Source organism: Achromobacter sp. SX5 (assembly GCF_056711425.1).
Window position 1 is genome coordinate 396926 of record NZ_CM160041.1, and the last position, 17605, is coordinate 414530.

18 protein-coding genes are annotated in these 17605 nt (G+C 67.7%); 15 read left to right on the forward strand and 3 right to left on the reverse strand.

The annotated features are described in order from the left end of the window. The first annotated feature begins 83 nt into the window (after positions 1–83). From AC1M14_RS01880 to AC1M14_RS01920, 9 genes are all read left to right on the forward strand, one after another. A complete protein-coding gene (locus AC1M14_RS01880) occupies positions 84–851 on the forward strand; it encodes an IclR family transcriptional regulator (protein WP_102773238.1) in 768 nt (255 codons plus the stop codon). A gap of 8 nt (positions 852–859) precedes the next feature. Next, positions 860–1609: an SDR family NAD(P)-dependent oxidoreductase gene (locus AC1M14_RS01885; protein WP_479730853.1), complete on the forward strand. Its 750-nt coding sequence runs from the start codon at positions 860–862 to the stop codon at positions 1607–1609. Continuing rightward, on the forward strand, positions 1602–2777 hold the full coding sequence (locus AC1M14_RS01890; protein ID WP_479730854.1) for an acyl-CoA dehydrogenase family protein: 1176 nt from the start codon (positions 1602–1604) through the stop codon (positions 2775–2777). Before AC1M14_RS01885 ends, AC1M14_RS01890 begins: the two co-directional genes overlap by 8 nt. Beyond that, positions 2774–3274 (forward strand): MaoC family dehydratase, encoded by a 501-nt coding sequence (locus tag AC1M14_RS01895; RefSeq protein WP_102773241.1) that lies wholly within the window; start codon positions 2774–2776, stop codon positions 3272–3274. The genes AC1M14_RS01890 and AC1M14_RS01895 overlap by 4 nt, the downstream gene beginning before the upstream one ends. Next, positions 3271–5403, forward strand: a complete 2133-nt coding sequence (locus tag AC1M14_RS01900) for an acetate--CoA ligase family protein (RefSeq protein WP_479730855.1) — start codon at positions 3271–3273, stop codon at positions 5401–5403. Before AC1M14_RS01895 ends, AC1M14_RS01900 begins: the two co-directional genes overlap by 4 nt. Next, positions 5397–6167 carry a citryl-CoA lyase gene (locus tag AC1M14_RS01905; RefSeq protein ID WP_111826075.1) on the forward strand — a complete coding sequence of 257 codons (771 nt, stop codon included), beginning with the start codon at positions 5397–5399 and terminating at the stop codon, positions 6165–6167. The genes AC1M14_RS01900 and AC1M14_RS01905 overlap by 7 nt, the downstream gene beginning before the upstream one ends. 74 nt (positions 6168–6241) lie before the next feature. Next, a complete protein-coding gene (locus tag AC1M14_RS01910; protein ID WP_102773244.1) occupies positions 6242–6499 on the forward strand; it encodes a DUF1488 family protein in 258 nt (85 codons plus the stop codon). A gap of 127 nt (positions 6500–6626) precedes the next feature. Next, positions 6627–7607 (forward strand): quinone oxidoreductase family protein, encoded by a 981-nt coding sequence (locus AC1M14_RS01915; protein ID WP_479730856.1) that lies wholly within the window; start codon positions 6627–6629, stop codon positions 7605–7607. Between the two features lie 26 nt (positions 7608–7633). After that, positions 7634–8623, forward strand: coding sequence for a Bug family tripartite tricarboxylate transporter substrate binding protein (locus tag AC1M14_RS01920; protein ID WP_479730857.1), 990 nt, complete (start codon positions 7634–7636; stop codon positions 8621–8623). Here AC1M14_RS01920 and AC1M14_RS01925 read toward each other — a convergent pair. After that, a complete protein-coding gene (locus AC1M14_RS01925) occupies positions 8605–9630 on the reverse strand; it encodes an AraC family transcriptional regulator (RefSeq protein ID WP_479730858.1) in 1026 nt (341 codons plus the stop codon). The genes AC1M14_RS01920 and AC1M14_RS01925 overlap by 19 nt on opposite strands. A 115-nt stretch (positions 9631–9745) precedes the next feature. Between AC1M14_RS01925 and AC1M14_RS01930 the strand changes: the two genes are divergently transcribed. Both AC1M14_RS01930 and AC1M14_RS01935 read left to right on the forward strand, forming a co-directional pair. Next, positions 9746–10657, forward strand: coding sequence for a TauD/TfdA dioxygenase family protein (locus AC1M14_RS01930; protein WP_479730859.1), 912 nt, complete (start codon positions 9746–9748; stop codon positions 10655–10657). A gap of 7 nt (positions 10658–10664) precedes the next feature. After that, on the forward strand, positions 10665–11225 hold the full coding sequence (locus AC1M14_RS01935; RefSeq protein WP_479730860.1) for an RBBP9/YdeN family alpha/beta hydrolase: 561 nt from the start codon (positions 10665–10667) through the stop codon (positions 11223–11225). A 6-nt stretch (positions 11226–11231) separates the two neighbouring features. Here the strand turns inward: AC1M14_RS01935 and AC1M14_RS01940 are convergent, their stop codons facing one another. Next, positions 11232–12251 (reverse strand): AraC family transcriptional regulator, encoded by a 1020-nt coding sequence (locus AC1M14_RS01940; protein ID WP_102773249.1) that lies wholly within the window; start codon positions 12249–12251, stop codon positions 11232–11234. Between the two features lie 217 nt (positions 12252–12468). On the opposite strand from AC1M14_RS01940, the gene AC1M14_RS01945 reads away from it, so the two are divergent. The 4 genes from AC1M14_RS01945 (at position 12469) to AC1M14_RS01960 (ending at position 16495) form a co-directional block, all read left to right on the forward strand. Beyond that, positions 12469–13461 (forward strand): quinone oxidoreductase family protein, encoded by a 993-nt coding sequence (locus AC1M14_RS01945; protein WP_102773250.1) that lies wholly within the window; start codon positions 12469–12471, stop codon positions 13459–13461. After that, positions 13458–14300: a TauD/TfdA dioxygenase family protein gene (locus AC1M14_RS01950; protein ID WP_479730861.1), complete on the forward strand. Its 843-nt coding sequence runs from the start codon at positions 13458–13460 to the stop codon at positions 14298–14300. Before AC1M14_RS01945 ends, AC1M14_RS01950 begins: the two co-directional genes overlap by 4 nt. A gap of 25 nt (positions 14301–14325) precedes the next feature. Then, positions 14326–15321: a tripartite tricarboxylate transporter substrate binding protein gene (locus tag AC1M14_RS01955; protein WP_102773252.1), complete on the forward strand. Its 996-nt coding sequence runs from the start codon at positions 14326–14328 to the stop codon at positions 15319–15321. 70 nt (positions 15322–15391) lie between these two features. Continuing rightward, positions 15392–16495, forward strand: a complete 1104-nt coding sequence (locus AC1M14_RS01960; RefSeq protein ID WP_479730862.1) for a porin — start codon at positions 15392–15394, stop codon at positions 16493–16495. 34 nt (positions 16496–16529) lie between these two features. Here the strand turns inward: AC1M14_RS01960 and AC1M14_RS01965 are convergent, their stop codons facing one another. Further along, positions 16530–17588, reverse strand: coding sequence for a beta-keto acid cleavage family enzyme (locus AC1M14_RS01965; protein WP_102773253.1), 1059 nt, complete (start codon positions 17586–17588; stop codon positions 16530–16532). Between the last annotated feature and the right edge of the window lie 17 nt (positions 17589–17605).

Here is a 17605-nt window from a genome sequence, read left to right on the forward strand (position 1 = left end):
CCTCCCAGGTCAAAAAATCTGTTGGAATTAACTACGGCATTTCGTATAGTACTACGACACAGCGTAATTTCCAGGATTTTTCCATGCCCAATCTGATACCTGCCACGGGCCGCACGCTTGCGGTTTTCGAGGTGTTCGCCAGGGAAAAGCGCGAACTGTCGAATTCGGACATGGCGCGGCTGCTGTCGCTCGCCGACAGCAGTTGCTCCGACCTGCTGTACACGCTGCATTCGCTGGGATACCTGATGCGCACGCCCAAGACGCGGCAGTTCTATCCCACCGGGCGCCTGTTCGAGATGGCGTGCCAGTTCAGGCAGAACGATCCGATGTCCGCGGTGGCGCAGGAAGCGGTGGAGCAGCTGGTGGAGCGCACCAACGAAACCGCGTTCTTCGGCGTCCATGAACGCCTGGCGGTGAAGGTCGCGGCGGCGCTGCCCAGCCGGCGTCCGCTGCGCTACATCCTGGATGTCGGCGACCGCGTCGCGGTGCATGCCTCGGCATTCGGCAAGGCCCTGCTGGGGCTGCTGCCGCCGCAGGAATTGCGCGCCGAGGTCGCGAGGCTGAACCTGAAGGCGGTGACGCCGCACACGATCACAGACCCAGGGAAGCTCATCGCCAATATCGAGGCCGGCCGCAAGCGCGGCTGGTACGACACGCGCAGCGAGGGCGCCGAAGGCGTGACCGCGCTGGCCGTCTCGGGCTGGCTGGGCGGACATGCCGTCTCGCTGTCGCTGGCCGGGCCGACCGAGCGTGTCGACAAACACCATGCCGAATATCTGCAGGCGCTGCGCGACGTACGCGGCGCAATACTGGACGGCCAGCCGGCTGCTCCGTTTTTCCCATCCAAGTAGGAGCAAACATGGACTTGAAACTGCAAGACCGCGTAGCGATCGTCACCGGATCGGCGCGCGGAATCGGCGCCGAAACCGCCCGCTTCCTGGCCCGCGAGGGCATGGCCGTGGTGATCAGCGACCTGGACGAAGGCGCCGCGGCGGCGATGGCGCGCTCCATCGAGGCCGAGGGCGGGCGCGCCATCGGCCTGCGCTGCGATGTGCGCGACCAGGCCCAGGTGCAGGCGATGGTGGCGGCCGGACGCGAAGCCTTCGGCCGCATCGACGTGCTGGTCAACAACGCCGGCCTGGTGAAAGACCGCACGCTGCTGAAGATGGACGAGGCCGACTGGGACCTGGTGATCGACGTCACGCTCAAGGGCGCCTTTCACTGCTGCCGGGCGGCGCTGCCGCATATGCACGAGAACGGCTGGGGCCGCATCGTCAACATCGCCTCGCGCGCCTTGTTCGGCAACCCCGGGCAGACGAACTACTCCAGCGCCAAGGCCGGCATCGTCGGCTTCACGCGCGCCCTGTCGTTCGAGCAGGCCCGCAAGGGCGTCACGGTGAACGCCATCGCGCCCGGCTTCATCGAAACCGATTACATCAAGAGCCTGCCCAATTACGACACGATCCTCGAAAACGCCCAGGCCAAGAACCAGGTGCCGTTTCCGGGGCAGCCCGGCGACATCGCCGGCGCCGTCGCGTTCATGGCCTCGGAGCACGCGCGCTACATCACCGGCACCACGCTCTTCGTCACGGGAGGCCGCTATGGCTGACCTGGACGCCGACGGCCTGGGCGCCGAGCATGCCTTGTTGCGCGACAACATCCGCCGTTTCCTGAAAGACCGCGTCAATCCGCTCATCCTCCAGCACGAGACCGACAAGACCTTTCCCTTCGAGGTGCTGGGCGAGCTGCGCGACTTCGGCTATCTGGGCGGCTATCTGCCCGAGTCGTCCGGCGGGCTGGGGATCGACTACCTGACCTGGGCCGTGATGATGGAGGAGGCCGGCTACTGCTGGCTGTCGCTGCGCGCGCTGATCAACGGCCTGAACATCGTCGGCGGCGTCATCGACGCCTACGGCACCGACGAGCAGAAAGACCGCTTCCTGCATCCCCTGATGCGCAACGAACGCCGCACGTTCGTCTCGATTTCCGAGCCGGACGTGGGATCGAACGTGGCGGAAGTCAAGACGCGCGCCGACAAGCGGGGCGACCGCTACGTGCTCAATGGCGGCAAGCTGTGGGTGACCAACGGCATGTTCGCCGATTTCGGCATCGTGGTGGCGCGCTGCTTCAGCGACACCTGCCAGGGCGGGCTGTCGCTATTCCTGGTGGAAAAGGCGCACACGCAGTTCGACGTGCGGCCGGTCGACACCATGTTCGTGCGCAGCACCGGAACCGCCGCCTTCACGTTCGAGGACGCCGAAGTGCCCGCGGCCAACCTTCTCGGCCAGGAAGGCCAGGGCCTGCGGCAGATCCTCATCGGCCTGAACTTCGGCCGACTGAACGTGGCCATGGGCGCGGTCGGGGCGGCGCAGTGCGCGCTCGACCTGTCCATCGACTATGCGCGCACCCGCAAGCAGTTCGGGCAGCCCATCGGCGCCTACCAGCTGGTGCAACGCCACATCGTCGAGATGACGATGAAGATCCAGGCGGCGCGCGCCCTGGGTTATCGCGCCGCGCGCGCCATGCAGGCCGGAAAGTCGGCGCGCATCGAAGGATCGGTGGCCAAGCTCTACGCCACCGAGGCCGCCCATCAGGTGGCCAACCATGCCCTCCAGGTGCACGGCGGCATCGGTTATGCGACCGACTACCCGATCGAACGCATCTTTCGCGACACGCGCGGCGGCATGATCCCGGAAGGAACCACCGAAATCCAGACCCTCATCATCGGCCGCGAGATCCTGGGAATCTCGGCGCTTACCAATGGAGAACGCGCATGAATGAATCCGACGTCATCGAGAGGATCGCGCAGTCGGCGATCTACTGGGAGGACCTGCCCGTGGGAACCCGCTACCGCACCTCGTCGCGCACCGTCACCGAGGGCGACGTGGCGGCGTTCGCCGCGCTCACGGGCGATTTCAACCGCGTGCACGTCGACGCCGAATACGCCAAGAGCACCTTGTTCGGGCAGCGTATCGCGCACGGCATGCTGGTGGCCTCCTTCATGGCGGGGCTGACCTCGCGCTCGATTCCCAACCAGCTCATGGAGGGGGCGCTGTTCGGCGTGCTGGAGAACCGCATCAAGTTTCCCAAGCCCACGCTGATCGGCGACACGCTGCACGTCGAGATCGAAGTGGTCGAACAGAAAACCACCAGCCGCCCCGACCGCGGACTGATCGGCTTCCTGCGCAAGGGCATCAACCAGCGCGGCGAAGTGGTCTGCGAACTGGGCGCCACCTGTCTGCTCAAGCGCCGTACGCCGGCCCAGAACCCATGAACGCACCGAACATCCAATTCGCCGACCTCACGCGCCTGGTGCTGCCCGAATCCATCGTGCTGGTCGGCGCATCCGAGAAACCGGGCAGCATCGGCCAGCGCACGCTGGAGAACCTCACCGTGCATTCCGGCTGGCAGGGCCGGCTGGCCCTGGTGAATCCGGCCCGCCAGACCATTGCCGGCCGTGCCTGCGTGCCTTCGGTGGCCGATCTCGATTACGCGCCCGACGTGGCCATCCTGGCCGTGCGCGCCGATCTCGTCGTGGAAACCCTGCGCCTATGCGGCGAGCGCGGCATCCGCTATGCCATCGTGTTCAGCTCGGGCTTCGGCGAGACGGGCGAGGCCGGGCGCGCGCTGGAAGTCCGGATGCGCGAGGTCGTGGCCGAGACCGGATTGCGCATCTACGGGCCCAACAGTCCCGGGCTGACCAACGTCAACGGGCGGCTGGGCATGAGTTTTTCGCCGGCGTTCAAGACCGACCAGCGGCCCGGGCCCATCGGCGTGGCGTCGCAGGGCGGCGGGCTGGGACGCTCGTTCATCCAGGCCATGGACCGAGGGGTGGGCACGGGCCTGTGGTTCTCCGGCGGCAACGAGGTCGACCTGGAGGTCAGCGACTACATCCACTACATGGCCGACGCGCCCGACATCGAAGTCATCGTCAGCGTGCTCGAAGGCGTGCGCGACGGCCCGCGCTTCATGGCGGCGGCGCTGCACGCCGCGCGCCGCGGCAAGCCGGTGGTGGCGCTCAAGGTCGGCAAGTCCGACTACGGCATCAAGGCGACCCAGTCGCATACCGCGGCCATCTCCGGCTCCGCCGAAATCAACAGCGCCGTATTCAAGGAGGTCGGGGTGATCGAGGTCGACGACGTAGACCAGTTGATCGACACGGCGTCGATGCTGGCGCGCGGCAAGCCGACCGGGCGCGAGCGCATCGCGGTGTATTGCTTCTCCGGCGGAACCGCGGCGCTGGCTTCCGACCAGATCGGCCTGGGCGGGCTGGTGATGTCCGAGTTCGCGCCGCAGACGCGCCACGCCTTGAGCCAGCTGCTGCCGGACTACGCCGCGATCGACAACCCCGTGGACGTGACGGCCGAGGTCCTGGTCGATCCCTCGCTGACCTACACGGCGCTGAAGACCACGGCCGAAGATCCCAACACCGATATCGTGATGGTGCCGATTCCGGTGGAATACGGCCAGACCACCACGCTGCTGGGCGAGAGCATGGTGCGCGTGCAGCGCGACGTGAAGACGCCCATCGTGCCGATCTGGATGAGCGACCGCACCGGCGAGGGCCACCGGCACATGATCGAGGGCGGGCTGATGCCGATGCGTTCGGTGCGCAACGCGGTGCGGGCCATGCGCCGCTACATCGAGTACGGCCGCTGGAAGGCGCAGCGCGACCCGGACTGGGCCCCGCTGGGACGCAACCGGCAGCCCGCCAGCACCGCCACGCTGAGCGAGGTCGACGCCAAATTCCTGCTGCAGCGCGCCGGCGTGGCCGTTCCGGCGAGCCGCATGGCCGCCACGCCGGAAGACGCGGCCCGCGCGTTTCGGGAACTGGGCGGCGAGGCCGTGGCGATGAAGGTCGTCAGCGCGACCATCACGCACAAGTCGGACGTGGGCGGCGTGCAACTGGGCATACGCTCGGCCGAACAGGCGCGCGCCGCCCATGCGCAGATATGCGAGCAGGTCGGCCGGGCCTGCGGCGCCGGCCAGGTCGAAGGCGTGCTGGTCGAGGCCATGCTGACCGGGCCGTTCGTGGAGGTGGTGGTGGGGATACACCGAGATCCCGTATTCGGCCACGTCTGCATGTTCGGCCTGGGCGGCGTCAGCATCGAGCTGTTCAAGGACGTCAGCCGGCGGCTTTTGCCGCTCACGCCGCAGTCGGCCCGCGCCATGATCGCCGAGACGCGCTGCAGCGAACTGCTGGGCGGCTATCGCGGGCGTCCCGCCTGCGACGTCGACGCGCTGGTCGACACCTTGGTGAAGCTGAGCGACTTCGTGGTCGAGCACGCCCACCGGATCGAGGAACTGGAAATCAACCCGCTGGCCGTGCGTCCCCAAGGACAGGGCGTGATGGCGCTGGACGCGGTACTCAGCTTTCAAACAACGGAGAAGAGCACATGGTGAAGACGGACATCGGCTACACCACGATCGACTCGATCGTGGTGCGCGGACTGGATCTTTCGAAGGAAATCATCGGCAAGTTCGATTTCGTCGACATGATCTACCACACCACATTCGAGCGCCTGCCCACGGCGCGCGAGAAAATCATGGTCAACGCCATCCTGGTGACCACGGCCGACCATGGCATCACGCCCAGTTCGCTGGCGGCGCGCCTGACCTACGCCGGCGCGCCCGAAGCCATGCAGGCGGCCGTGGCGGCCGGGCTGCTGGGCGCAGGCAGCGTGTTCCTGGGCACCATGCAGAACGCCGCCGAAATGCTTACCGAGGCGGCGCGCGAACTTGGCCCGGACGCCAGCGACGAGGCGGTGCGCGACGCGGCGCGCGAGTTGATACGCCGCTACAAGCAGGAACGACGCGCCCTCTACGGAGTGGGCCACCCCATTCACGTCAACGGCGACCCGCGCGTGGCGACGCTGCGCGAGCTGTCGCGCGCGCATGACTATTACGGCGTGCATTGGCGGCTGATGGACGCCGTCAGCCAGGTGCTGAGCGCGGAATCGAAGAAAAACCTGCCGGTCAATGCCGTAGGCGCGATCGCCTCCATCATCGCCGACATGGAACTGGACCCGATGGTCGCGCGCGGCCTGGCGCTGGTGGGCCGGTCGGCGGGCCTGCTAGCCCACCTGATGGAAGAGCGCAAGCAGCCGATCGGGCGCGCCGCCTGGGAACTGGTGCTGCAGGACGACCCGCGCAACCAGGTTCCCTGAGCGCGGGCCGGCGGGCGGGAACGCCAGATGCTGCGCAGAGCCAGCGCTGCAAGGTTCGATCAGGAGGTCCCGCCATGAAATTCACCAAATCCACCGAAGCCAAGGCCCAGGGCGACGCCGTGGTCTTCGTCATGGAACTGTCCGGCGTGCGCCGGCAGTTCGAAATATCGGGCGACGTGCTGCGCCGCCGCTTCGGTGCCCGCGACGACACGGCCGTCGAACTCCTGCATGCCTTCGAACAGGGGGCGGAAGCGATACGCGAGGCGGCGCGGGAGGCCCGCTCGGTGCCGGCCGACGGCCCCATCATGCTGGGCGCGGGGGATTTTCAGTAGGTCTTCTCCGGACCCCCTGCGCCCTGGCGCGGAAAGACAAGTTGCAGACGGCATCTGCAAAGTGCCTGGCGCGGCGACGGCCCAAGATGCGGCTATCGGCATAGGCCAGCAACAAGCGGAGACCAGCGTGACGACAGTCGTGAAGTTCCATGAGACCGGGGGGCCGGAAGTCCTGCGTTTCGAACGGGCGGAGGTCGGCGACCCGGGGCCGGGCCAGGTACGGGTCCGGCATGAGGCGGTCGGCCTGAATTTCGCGGACACGTATTTCCGCAGCGGGATTTATCCCGTGCCGCTGCCCAGCGGTATCGGCAACGAGGCCTCGGGCGTGGTGCAGGCGGTGGGCGCGGGCGTCGAGGGGCTGAAGGCCGGCGACCGCATCACCTATACCGGCTTCACCAATACGCTGGGCGCCTACAGCACGGAACGGCTGCTGCCCGCGGCGGCGGCGATCAGGCTGCCGCAGGCCATCGGCTGCGTCACGGCGGCCTCGATGACGATGCGCGGCCTGACGGCGGCTTACCTGATGCGCAGGATCTATCCATTCCAGGGCGGCGAAACCGTGCTGCTGCACGCCGCCGCCGGCGGGGTGGGGCTCATCGTGCTGCAATGGGCCAAGCTGCTGGGGCTGACGGTGATCGGCACGGTCTCCAGCGAGGCCAAGGCCGAACTCGCCCGCTCGTACGGGTGCGATCACATCATCGACTACAGCCGCGCAGACGTGGCCGCGCGGGTGCGCGAGATTACCGGCGGCGCGGGCGTCTCGGTGGTGTACGACAGCGTGGGCAAGGATACCTTCATGGCCTCGCTGGATTCGCTCAAGCGGCGCGGGCTGCTGGTGTGCGTGGGCACCGCCTCGGGCAAGATCCCGCCCTTCGATCCGGCGATCCTGGCGCGCAAGGGCTCGGCCTTCATCACCCGGCCGGGTTTGGCGGACTACATCGCGGACCCGGTGGAAAAGGCCGAGCTGGTCGAGGAGCTGTTCGGCCACGTGGCGGCCGGGCGCATCCGCATCGAGATCAATCAACGCTACGCGCTGGAGGACGCGGTGCAGGCGCACCGCGATCTGGAGGCGCGCCGGACCACCGGCTCGTCGGTCTTCGTGCTCTGATCCCTCACGCCATCAGGAATGCGCCCATGTCCAAGATCGTTCCGCTGTTCCGCGCCTGGCTGACCGCGCTCGCCGCGCTGGGGGCCGGCATGTCCGCGAGCCACGCCGGCCCCTGGCCGGACCAGCCCATCCGGGTCATCGTGCCCGCGCCGCCCGGCGGCATTTCGGACGGCGTGGCGCGCCTGCTCGGCGGGCAGCTGCAGGCCCGGCTCGGCCAGCCGGTGATCGTCGAGAACAAGCCGGGAGGCTCGGCCGTGGTGGCCGAGCGCGCGCTGATGGCCGCGCCGGCGGACGGCTACACGCTGATGATCGGGCCGTCGAGCCTGCTCACGGATTTTCCGCTCACGGTCAAGACGCCGTTCGATCCGATCAAGACCTTCACCTACGTGGCGGACGTGGCCAGCATGGTGCACGTGCTGGTCGCCAACGCCAGCCTGCCGGCGAAATCCGTGCAGGAGGTGCTGGACCTGGCGCGCAGGGACCCCGAGGCGGTCAGCATCGCCAACCTCAGCGTGGGCACGCGTTCGGACATGCTGGGCGAGATGCTGCGCGAGAAAAGCGGCGGCAACATCCTGACCGTTCCGTACAAGGGCTCCACGCCCGCGCTGCTGGATGTGATGGGCGGCCAGGTGCAGCTGACGTTCGAAGTGGTCGGCAACGTGGCCTCGCAGGTGCGCTCCGGCAAGCTGCGGCCGCTGGGGCTGGCGGCGGCCAACCGTTCGACGCTGCTGCCCGACGTGCCCAGCCTGGCCGAACTGGGCTATCCGGAATTCGCGCTGCCCGAGGCCAGCGTCGGGGTTTTCGTGCTGAGCAGCATGCCCGAAGCGATGCGCAACCGCATCCGCGGCGAGGTGGAAAGCATCAAGCAGTCGGCCGAATTCGGCAAAATGCTGGCGTCGGCGGGCTATGAGGCGCCGCAGCCCGGCACGTACGAAGCGCTGCAGCGGAAGATGGCCGACACCATCGAGCAGAACCGCAAGCTCCTGCGGCGGCTGCGTCAGCCCGTGTCCGGCTGAGCGGCCGTCTGGCGTTGCGCCCGGCTTTCCTTGGCGCTGATGCCGAACTGCGTCTGGTACCAGCGCGAGAAACTGCTGGGCGCGTTAAAGCCCAGCATTTCCGCCACTTCGGTCAGCGAGCGGTTGCTTTCGTGCACGTAGCGCATCGCCAGTTCCCGGCGCAGGTCGTTGACCAGGTCGGAGAAGCGCTGGCGGCGGTCCGACAGGCGGCGCTGGATGGTGCGCGGCGCCACGCCCAGGTGGGCGGCGACGACTTCGATGCTGCACCGTCCGCTGGGCAGCAGCAGCAGGATGGCGCGGCGCACCTCGTCGGGCATGGCGGCGGGGCCGGCGGGCGCGGCCGCGTCGATGAGGCGCTGCGCATAGCGCACCATGGCCGGATCGGCATGCGGGTTGCGGCGGTCCAGGTCGGATTGCGCGCAGACGATCCCGTTGAAGCCGCAGTCGAACTCGACATGCGGGCCAAAAAGCTGGGCATGCACGCCCAGGTTCGCGGGTGCGGCGTGCTCGAAACAGACGCGGCGCGGCATCCAGTCGGCGCCGAGCAGCTGGCGGATGGCGCGGACCATGACGCCCAGGGCCAGCTCGACGCGCTGGCGGGTGGACTGGTGGGCGTTGCCGGCCATCAGCACTTCGCGGATCACCACTGTCGATCCCGTTTCTTCTATCGCCAGCGTCAGCGAGCCATTGAGCAGCGACTGGTAGCGCATCAGCATGGCGAGCGACTCGCGCAGGGTTTCCTGGTCGCGTATCAGCAGGCCGACGGCACCCATGTTCGACAGCAGGCGCGAGCGCGCCATGCTCAGGCCGAAGCTTTCGTTGCCGGACGCGCGGGCCGACGCCTGCAGCAGGCGGCCGACGCACTCCACCGGAATCATCAGGTCGGGTTCGCTCAGCACGCTGGGGGGCAGGCCCGCATCCAGCAGCATCCGCGAGGGGTTCAGGCCGCAGGCGCTGGCGACTTCGCTGTAGTCGGTCAGGCAGGCGGCGCGGACTAGGGACGCCATTGCTTCATCTCATCGGCAGGAAATGCAAAACGTTTGTCATCTAATGGCAAGCGCGGATGGCCCATCGCGTCCACACTTGGCGTACCCGATTCTTCTTATATGGGACAAACCGCAAGTGACGCAAGAACTACGAGCTTTTCCGGCGGTGGTGCGCGCGACATCGCTCAGCCGGTCCATCCGTGTCGAAGCGCTGAGCTGCACCATAGGCGCGGAGCTGGGCAACGTCCACCTGGGCGCGGTGGCGCAGGACGATGACTTGCTGGAGGAGGTGCGCCGGCTGCTGCTGCAGCACAAGGTCGTGTTCTTCCGCGACCAGGACATCAGCCGTGCCGAGCACGTGGCGTTCGCCAGCCGTTTCGGCGAACTGGAGAATCATCCGGTGGTGGGCAGCCATCCGGACCATCCCGGCCTGTGCCAGATATACAAGACGCCGGACAGCCCGCCGGAGCGCCACGAGAATTCCTGGCACACCGACGCCACCTGGCGCGAGGCGCCGCCCATGGGCTGCGTGCTGCGCTGCGTGGAGTGTCCGCCGGTGGGCGGCGACACCATGTGGGCCAATATGGCGGAGGCCTACCGCCAGCTGCCCCAGGACATCAAGGCCAAGATCGCGCCGCTGCGCGCGCGCCACAGCATCGAAGCCAGCTTCGGCGCCGCCATGCCCATCGAGAAGCGGCTTGCGCTCAAGGCGCAGTACCCGGACGCCGAGCATCCGGTGGTGCGCACGCATCCGGAGACGGGCGAGCAGATCCTGTTCGTCAACGGCAGCTTCACCACGCATTTCACCAACTACAACACGCCGGCCAACGTGCGCTTCGGCCTGGACAAGGCGCCGGGCGCGTCCCAGCTGCTGAGCTATCTGGTCAGCCAGGCGATGATCCCGGAATACCAGGTGCGGTTCCGCTGGCGCAGGAACAGCGTGGCGTTCTGGGACAACCGCTCCACCCAGCATTACGCCGTCATGGACTATCCCCCCTGCCATCGCAAGATGGAGCGCACCGCCATCATCGGCCAGGCCCCTTTTTGAACGCCTCATGCAGACGACGAACTCTCCCACCATTCTGATCGTTCCCGGCCTGCGCGAGCACGTCGCGGACCACTGGCAGACGCTGCTGGCGGCCGGGCTGCCCAAGGTGCGCAGCGTGGCGCCGCTGGAAACGCGCAAGCTCAGCCGCGCCGCGCGCGTCGAGGCGGTGGAGCGCGAGCTGGCCGCCATCGAAGGGCCGGTCGTCATGGTGGCCCACAGCGCGGGCGCCATGACGGTGGCGCACTGGGCGCAGCAGCCCACGCGCGCCATTCAGGGCGCGCTGCTGGCCACGCCCGCCGACCTGGAAACGCCCATGCCGGCGGGCTATCCCACGCTGGACGTGCTGCAGGAAAACGGCTGGACGCCCATTCCCATGGCCAAGCTGCCGTTTCCCAGCATCGTCGCCGCCAGCAGCAACGATCCGCTGACCACGCTGGAACGCGCGCGCGGCTTCGCCCGCGCCTGGGGCAGCCGGCTGGTGGAACTGGGGGCGGTCGGGCATCTCAATCCCGCGTCGGGCCACGGCAAGTGGCCGCAGGCCAGGGAACTGATCGCCGCGCTTTGCTGAAAAGGTCTAGCCGCGCAGGTTCTGCGCGCGCCAGCTGCTGGGCGTTTGCTGGAAGTGCTGGAAAAACCAGCGTGAAAACGAACTGACTTCGGAAAATCCGGACAGCATGGCCACGTCGCCGATGCTCAGGCTGCCGTTTTTCAGCGACCTGACGGCGGTGCCGGCGCGCACCGCGTTGAGCGCGGTCTGGTAGTTGGTGCCTTCTTCTTCCAGCTGCCGTTGCAGCGACCGCGTGGTGTGCCCCAGCGTCTTGGCGACCTGGCCGATCTGGTGGTAGCCGTGCGGCAGCAGCGACTGGATGGCGCTGCGCACCTGCTGCGCCAGCGACACCGCGGCGGCTTCGTCGGAGGGCTGCGGCGCCAGGAAGTGGCGCGCGTACCGTTCCATGGCGGGATCGTGGTCGGGATTGAGCCGCTGCAGGTCGTCGCGCGCCAGCACGATGCCGTCGAAATCCGAATTGAAGACCACGTTGCAGCGGAAGACGGCCTGGTGCCGGCCCAGGCTGGCCGGCGCGGCGTGCGTGAAGTGCACGCTGTCGGGCCGCCAGTCCCGGCCCAGCTGGTGGCGGCACAGGCTGAGCAGCGCCGCCAGGCCCAGCTCGGTCGGATGCCGGCCGGGCAGGTCGCGTCCGGTGTCCAGGTTCAGCTGGACGATGGCCAGGCGCTCGTGCCGCACGACTTCCAGCGCCACGGTGCTGCTGAGCAGGTGCCGGTATTCGCGCATCGTGCGCAGCGCGCTGGCGAGGCTGGCCTGGTGCTGCAGCGCCAGGCTGATGGGGCCGAAGTCCGACAGGCGCCAGTCCGCGCCGATCAGCAGGCCCACGGGCGCGTCGCTGAATTCGGTGGCCGAGATTTCCAGCAGCGTGGCGAACGAGGCTTCCGGAACCCGGATGTCGTCCGCCTGCAGACAGAGCTGGTCCAGCCCCACCTTGTTCAGCATGCGCAAGGGATCGCGGCCCATGCTGCGGACCACGTGGGAATACTTCCTGATGCTGGCGTTGCGGACTCGGGGAATGGCGACGGACATGGCGTTATGGGCCGCGCGGGCCGGTGGTGACGGGAGGGGGATCGCTTGGCCGGTACATGGTAATGGCTGCGCATCGCCGCGTCGCATCGGGGTTTACCTTAGACGTCGCGATTGGCTAACAGGCTGGCGTCAACCGTCAATGGCGGGCGGCGCTCCTTGTCCCAGAATTTTTCCGGCAGGCAGCGCGTGACGCGCCGAAGAATTCAAGGAGACAGTGGTGGCCAAGGCAGTGCAGTTCGACCGCGTCGGCGGTCCCGACGTGCTCTATCTGAAAGACGTGGAGGTCGGCCAGCCCGGCCCCGGCGAAGCGCGCATCGCGCAGCGCGCCGTGGGGCTGAACTACGCCGACACGTATTTCCGTTCCGGCATCTATCCCGTGCCGCTGCCCAGCGGCATCGGCGTGGAGGCCGCCGGCGTCGTCACGGCGGTCGGGGCTGGGGTGACGAACGTCAAGGCGGGCGACCGGGTCACGTATACCGGCTTCACCAATACGCTGGGCGCATACAGCACCGAACGCATCGCGCCGGCCGCGCCGCTGATCCGGATTCCGGACGGCATCGATTTCGAGACCGCCGCCTGCATCACCATGCGCGGCCTGACCGCGGCCTACCTGATGCGCCGCATCCATGAGTTCCGCGCCGGGCAGCAGATCCTGCTGCACGCCGCCGCCGGCGGGGTCGGGCTGATCGTGACGCAATGGGCCAAGCTGCTGGGCCTGACGGTGATAGGCACCACCTCGTCGCCGGAGAAGGCGGAGATCGCGCGGGCCCATGGCTGCGACCACGTCATCGGCTACGGCGAGGACCTGGCCGGGCGGGTCCGCGAGCTCACCGGCGGCGTTGGCGTGGACGTGGTGTTCGACAGCGTCGGCAGGGATACCTTCATGGCCTCGCTGGATTCGCTCAAGCGCCGCGGACTGATGGTCTGCGTGGGCACGGCCTCGGGCACCATCGAACCGTTCGATCCGCAGATCCTGGCGCGCAAGGGCTCGCTCTATCTCACGCGGCCGGCGCTGGCGGACTACATCGCCGACCCGGCGGAAAAGCAGGCGCTGCTGGCCGAGCTGTTCGACCACGTGCAAAGCGGCCGCATCCGCATCGAGATCCGGAAGCGCTACGCGCTGGAGGAGGCGCAACAGGCGCATCGGGACCTGGAATCGCGCAAGACCATAGGCGCGTCGGTATTTGCCATAGAGCCGGAGGAGACATGAAAGTCGAGAAAATGACCTGCACCATCGGTGCGGAAGTGTCGGGCGTGAGCCTGGGCGACGCCGCGCGCAGCGCCGCGCTGGCCCAGGAGATCAAGGCGCTGCTGCTGCAGCACAAGGTGCTGTTCTTTCGCGACCAGCAGATCAGCCGGGCCGAGCATGTGGGCTTCGCCCGCCATTTCGGCGAACTCGAAGACCACCCGGTGGCCGGCAGCGATCCGGACCATCCCGGCCTGGTGCAGATCTACCGCAGCGACAAGCGCGAGAACTACGAGAACAGCTATCACACCGACGGCCAGTGGCGCGAGCAGCCGCCGATGGGCTGCGTGCTGCGCTGCGTAGAATGCCCGCCCGAAGGCGGCGACACGATCTGGGTGAACATGGTCGAGGCCTATCGCAACCTGCCCGACGAGATCAAGGCCAGGATCGACAAGCTGAAGGTCAAGTGCAGCATCGAGCATTCGTTCGGCGCGGCCATGCCGGAAGAAAAGCGCCGCGCGCTGGCGCTGGAGCATCCCATGGTGGAGCACCCCGTGGTGCGCACCCATCCCGAGACCGGCGAGAAGATCCTGTATGTCTGCGGCTTCTCCACGCACTTCGCCAACTACCACACGCCCGAGAACGTGCGCTACGGGCAGGACAAGACGCCGGGCGCGAGCCTGTTGCTGAACTACCTGATCAGCCAGGCCGCGATCCCGGAGTACCAGGTGCGATTCCGCTGGCGGCCCAACAGCGTCGCCATGTGGGACAACCGCTGCACGCAGCATTACGCCGTGCAGGACTACTGGCCCGCGCCGCGCAAGATGGAGCGGGCCGCGATCATCGGCGATCGCCCGTATTGAAAATAAAAGACCGAGGAGACTACGCATGCGAGATGGACACACACCACGGCGCCAGGCCGTGGCGCTGGCGGGCGGCCTGCTGCTGACCTTGGCCCTGGCCGCAACCGCCTCGGCCGGGGCCGGCTGGACTTCCAAGCCGATCCGGCTGGTGGTGGGCGGCACGGCGGGCGGCAACGCCGACGTGCTGGCGCGCCTGCTGGCCGAGGGCCTGCACCAGAAGCTGGGCCAGCCCGTGGTGGTGGAGACCAAGCCCGGCGCGGCGGGGGTGCTGGCGGTCAACGACCTGATCGGCCACGGCCGCGACGGCTCGACCTTCCTGGTCATCCAGGGCGGCATCGTCACCGAGACGCCGCTGGCCTACAAGGTGAGCTACCAGCCCTTCGAGGACCTCAAGCCGCTGGCCCAGCTGAGCCGCACCGGCCTGGTGCTGGTGGCCAACAAGGACCTGCCGGTCAACGACGTGAAGCAGCTTGCGGCCTATGGCAAGCAGCAGGCCGACGGACTGACGTTCGCTTCTTACGCCACCGGCATGCGCGGCCATACCTCGGGGATGGTGCTGGGGCAGCAGATGGGCGTGCAGATGCGGCACGTGGGCTACAAGGGATCGCCGCAGGGCCTGACCGACCTGATGGGCGGCCACATCCCGGTGATGATGGACGGCGTCACCACTTCATTGCCGCTGATCCAGGCCGGCAGCATCAAGGCTCTGGCGGTCAACTACCCCACGCGCGTCGCGGCGCTGCCGGACGTGCCGACCTTCAAGGAACTGGGCTACCAGGGACTGGCCGAGGCCGGCTGGTTCGGCGTGTGGTCGCATCCGGACGCGCCGGCCCAGGCGCAGCAGGCCATCCGCGAGATCTCGCTGCAATTCCTGGCGCAGCCGCAGATGCAGCAGAAGATCCGAGACATGGGCATGGAGCCCGGCGGCTCCGCCACGCCCGAAGCGCTGCAAGCCGAGCTGCGGGCTTCCTACCAGCACCAGCAGCAGGTGCTGAAGTCCATCGACTACCAGTCCCAGTAGTCGCACCGCGCCGGCCGGCCTGCCTGGCGGCAGGCCGGCTCCATGTTTGACGAACTCCAGGAGTGGCGTCATGAAGAACATGAAGTGGGCGGTGCTGTGCACCGCCGCCGCAGGAAGCGTGCACGCGGCGGGCAATCCGTCGAATACGTACGTGCAGGTATACGGCGTGGTGGACGTCGCTTTTTCCTCGTATTACGGGCAGGGCAACGGCACCCGCAATTCGCTGACCTCCGGCGGCAACCAGGTCAGCCGCATCGGCTTCAGGGGCAGGGAGGACCTGGGCGACGGCATGTATGCGGGCTTCGACCTGGAGGCCGGCCTGAACATCGACTCGGGCCAGGGGCAGCCGACCAACACCAACAATCTGCCCAGCGGCTCCGCCAAGGGCGCCATGGCGTTCAACCGCAAGTCGTACGTCTATGTGGGCGGCCGCTACGGCACGCTGCGCCTGGGCCGCGACTACACGCCAGCCTTCTGGAACCTGTTCGCCTACGACCCGTTCCGGGTCGGGGTGGGCATCGGCAGCCTGTCCACCCATGGCACGGGGGCGACCAGCTTTCGCGCCTCCAATAGCGTGGGCTATTCCTCGCCCGGCTGCGCCACCTTCAGCTGCAAGGGATTGTTCCTCCAGGCCATGCAGGCCTTCGGCGACAAGGAGAAGTTCGACGCCGGGCACGACGGCAACCTGCAGGGCATACGCGTGGGCTACGGCGGCAAGGGCTGGGATATCGCGGCGTCGATCGCGGTCACCAAGACCGCCAACGTCGGCAACTATACGCAGAGCAACATCGGCGCGTCGTACCAGTGGGGCGAGCACCGCCTCATGGTGCTGGCCGGCGAGAACCGGACCGGCGAACGCCTCGCGTCCATGGGCGACGCGGACCGCGTGCGCTACGGCCAGATCGGCGCCTGGATCGCGCTGGGGGCCGACTACATCCCGGTGAGCTTCACCTACCTGAAGCGCAACGACACGGCCGACAGCAGCGCGCGCAAATTCGCGGTGGGATACGTGCATGCGCTGTCGAAACGCACCGTGGTGTATGGAACCTATGCGTTCATCTCGAACGGCGGCATGCTGCGCCTGCCGGTCAGTTCCGGCTCGGAGCTGGGGCCGATCCCGCAGGCCGGAGGCCGCGCCTCCGGGATCGACCTGGGCATACGCCACGTGTTCTGAAGCGGCCGGGGCGGCAGGCCAGCCCCGGCGGCGTTCAGGCGGTCTTGCGCAGGAAGCCCTGGTTGGCGCCGTTGCGGTTGGGCGCGAAGCCATTGGCGGCCAGGCTTTCCTCGACGCTGTCGTAGAACACGCCGATCTTGCTGATCTCGCGCGCCTCGCGGGCGGTGGCGATGGGCCGGCCGAACTCGCGCGCGATGCGCACCAGCTGTTCGATCTGCGAGGCCGTGCTGGCCTTGGCGCTGCGGTCCTGGTTCCACAGGCAGTCTTCGGTGCCGCAGCGCACGTGCAGCCCCATGGCGATGCCGAACATGTTGACCGGCAGCACGTTGCGCACGTTGCTCTCCACCGTCAGCACCGCGCCGTCGGGCACGGCGCGCACGAAATTGGACAGGCTGTAGATGCTGGGCGCGTCCATGCCGCCGCCGATGGCCACCCAGTTCATGACCAGCGGGCCCTTGTAGACGCCGCGGCGCATCAGGCGCTCGACCGATTCGAAGCTGTTGATGTTGTAGCACTGGAACGCGCTCTGGATGCCGGCCTTGTTCAGGCGCCGGATGTGCTCTTCGACCCAGCCGGGCTGCGCCGGCACGGTCATTTCCCTGTAGGCCTCGAAGATCGCCGGAATCTCGCGCGACGTGCCTTTGAAATCGGCGTCCTCGGCCTGTTCGGTCACGTTCATCTGCGACGTGTTGACGGTGACCGTGACCTGGTCGGGCTTGGGATCGAGTTCGGCCAGCATGTGGCGCGTGTCGTCGGACAGCCACTTGGCGGCGTCACCCTCGTTCTCGGGGGCGAAGCTGATCGAGCCGCCCACCTGGATGATCATTTCGGGCACGGCCTTGCGCACGCCGGCGATCAGTTCATTGAACTTGGAAAGGCGCTTGGAGCCCTTGCCGTCCAGCTCGCGCACGTGCAGATGCAGCACGGTGGCGCCGGCGTTGTAGGCGTCGACCGCCTTCTGCACCTGCGCTTCCATGGTCACCGGAATTTCTTCCGGAAAGTCCGACGGCAGCCAGCCGGGCGCGTACGGGGCGGCGGTGATGATCAGGGGTTGCTGGTTCTCGGGGAATAGATGGCCATCCAGGAAATTCACGTCAGTCTCCTCGCGAC

What these genes read in the sequence shown, in the direction of transcription:
- AC1M14_RS01940 (WP_102773249.1), bottom strand. Translation starts at nt 12,251, where the DNA reads ATGTCCGTCGCCATTCCCCGAGTCCGCAACGCCAGCATCAGGAAGTAT.
- AC1M14_RS01890 (WP_479730854.1), top strand. Translation starts at nt 1,602, where the DNA reads ATGGCTGACCTGGACGCCGACGGCCTGGGCGCCGAGCATGCCTTGTTG.
- AC1M14_RS01905 (WP_111826075.1), top strand. Translation starts at nt 5,397, where the DNA reads ATGGTGAAGACGGACATCGGCTACACCACGATCGACTCGATCGTGGTG.
- AC1M14_RS01925 (WP_479730858.1), bottom strand. Translation starts at nt 9,630, where the DNA reads ATGGCGTCCCTAGTCCGCGCCGCCTGCCTGACCGACTACAGCGAAGTC.
- AC1M14_RS01920 (WP_479730857.1), top strand. Translation starts at nt 7,634, where the DNA reads ATGTCCAAGATCGTTCCGCTGTTCCGCGCCTGGCTGACCGCGCTCGCC.
- AC1M14_RS01935 (WP_479730860.1), top strand. Translation starts at nt 10,665, where the DNA reads ATGCAGACGACGAACTCTCCCACCATTCTGATCGTTCCCGGCCTGCGC.
- AC1M14_RS01885 (WP_479730853.1), top strand. Translation starts at nt 860, where the DNA reads ATGGACTTGAAACTGCAAGACCGCGTAGCGATCGTCACCGGATCGGCG.
- AC1M14_RS01950 (WP_479730861.1), top strand. Translation starts at nt 13,458, where the DNA reads ATGAAAGTCGAGAAAATGACCTGCACCATCGGTGCGGAAGTGTCGGGC.
- AC1M14_RS01960 (WP_479730862.1), top strand. Translation starts at nt 15,392, where the DNA reads ATGAAGAACATGAAGTGGGCGGTGCTGTGCACCGCCGCCGCAGGAAGC.
- AC1M14_RS01955 (WP_102773252.1), top strand. Translation starts at nt 14,326, where the DNA reads ATGCGAGATGGACACACACCACGGCGCCAGGCCGTGGCGCTGGCGGGC.
- AC1M14_RS01910 (WP_102773244.1), top strand. Translation starts at nt 6,242, where the DNA reads ATGAAATTCACCAAATCCACCGAAGCCAAGGCCCAGGGCGACGCCGTG.
- AC1M14_RS01880 (WP_102773238.1), top strand. Translation starts at nt 84, where the DNA reads ATGCCCAATCTGATACCTGCCACGGGCCGCACGCTTGCGGTTTTCGAG.
- AC1M14_RS01900 (WP_479730855.1), top strand. Translation starts at nt 3,271, where the DNA reads ATGAACGCACCGAACATCCAATTCGCCGACCTCACGCGCCTGGTGCTG.
- AC1M14_RS01895 (WP_102773241.1), top strand. Translation starts at nt 2,774, where the DNA reads ATGAATGAATCCGACGTCATCGAGAGGATCGCGCAGTCGGCGATCTAC.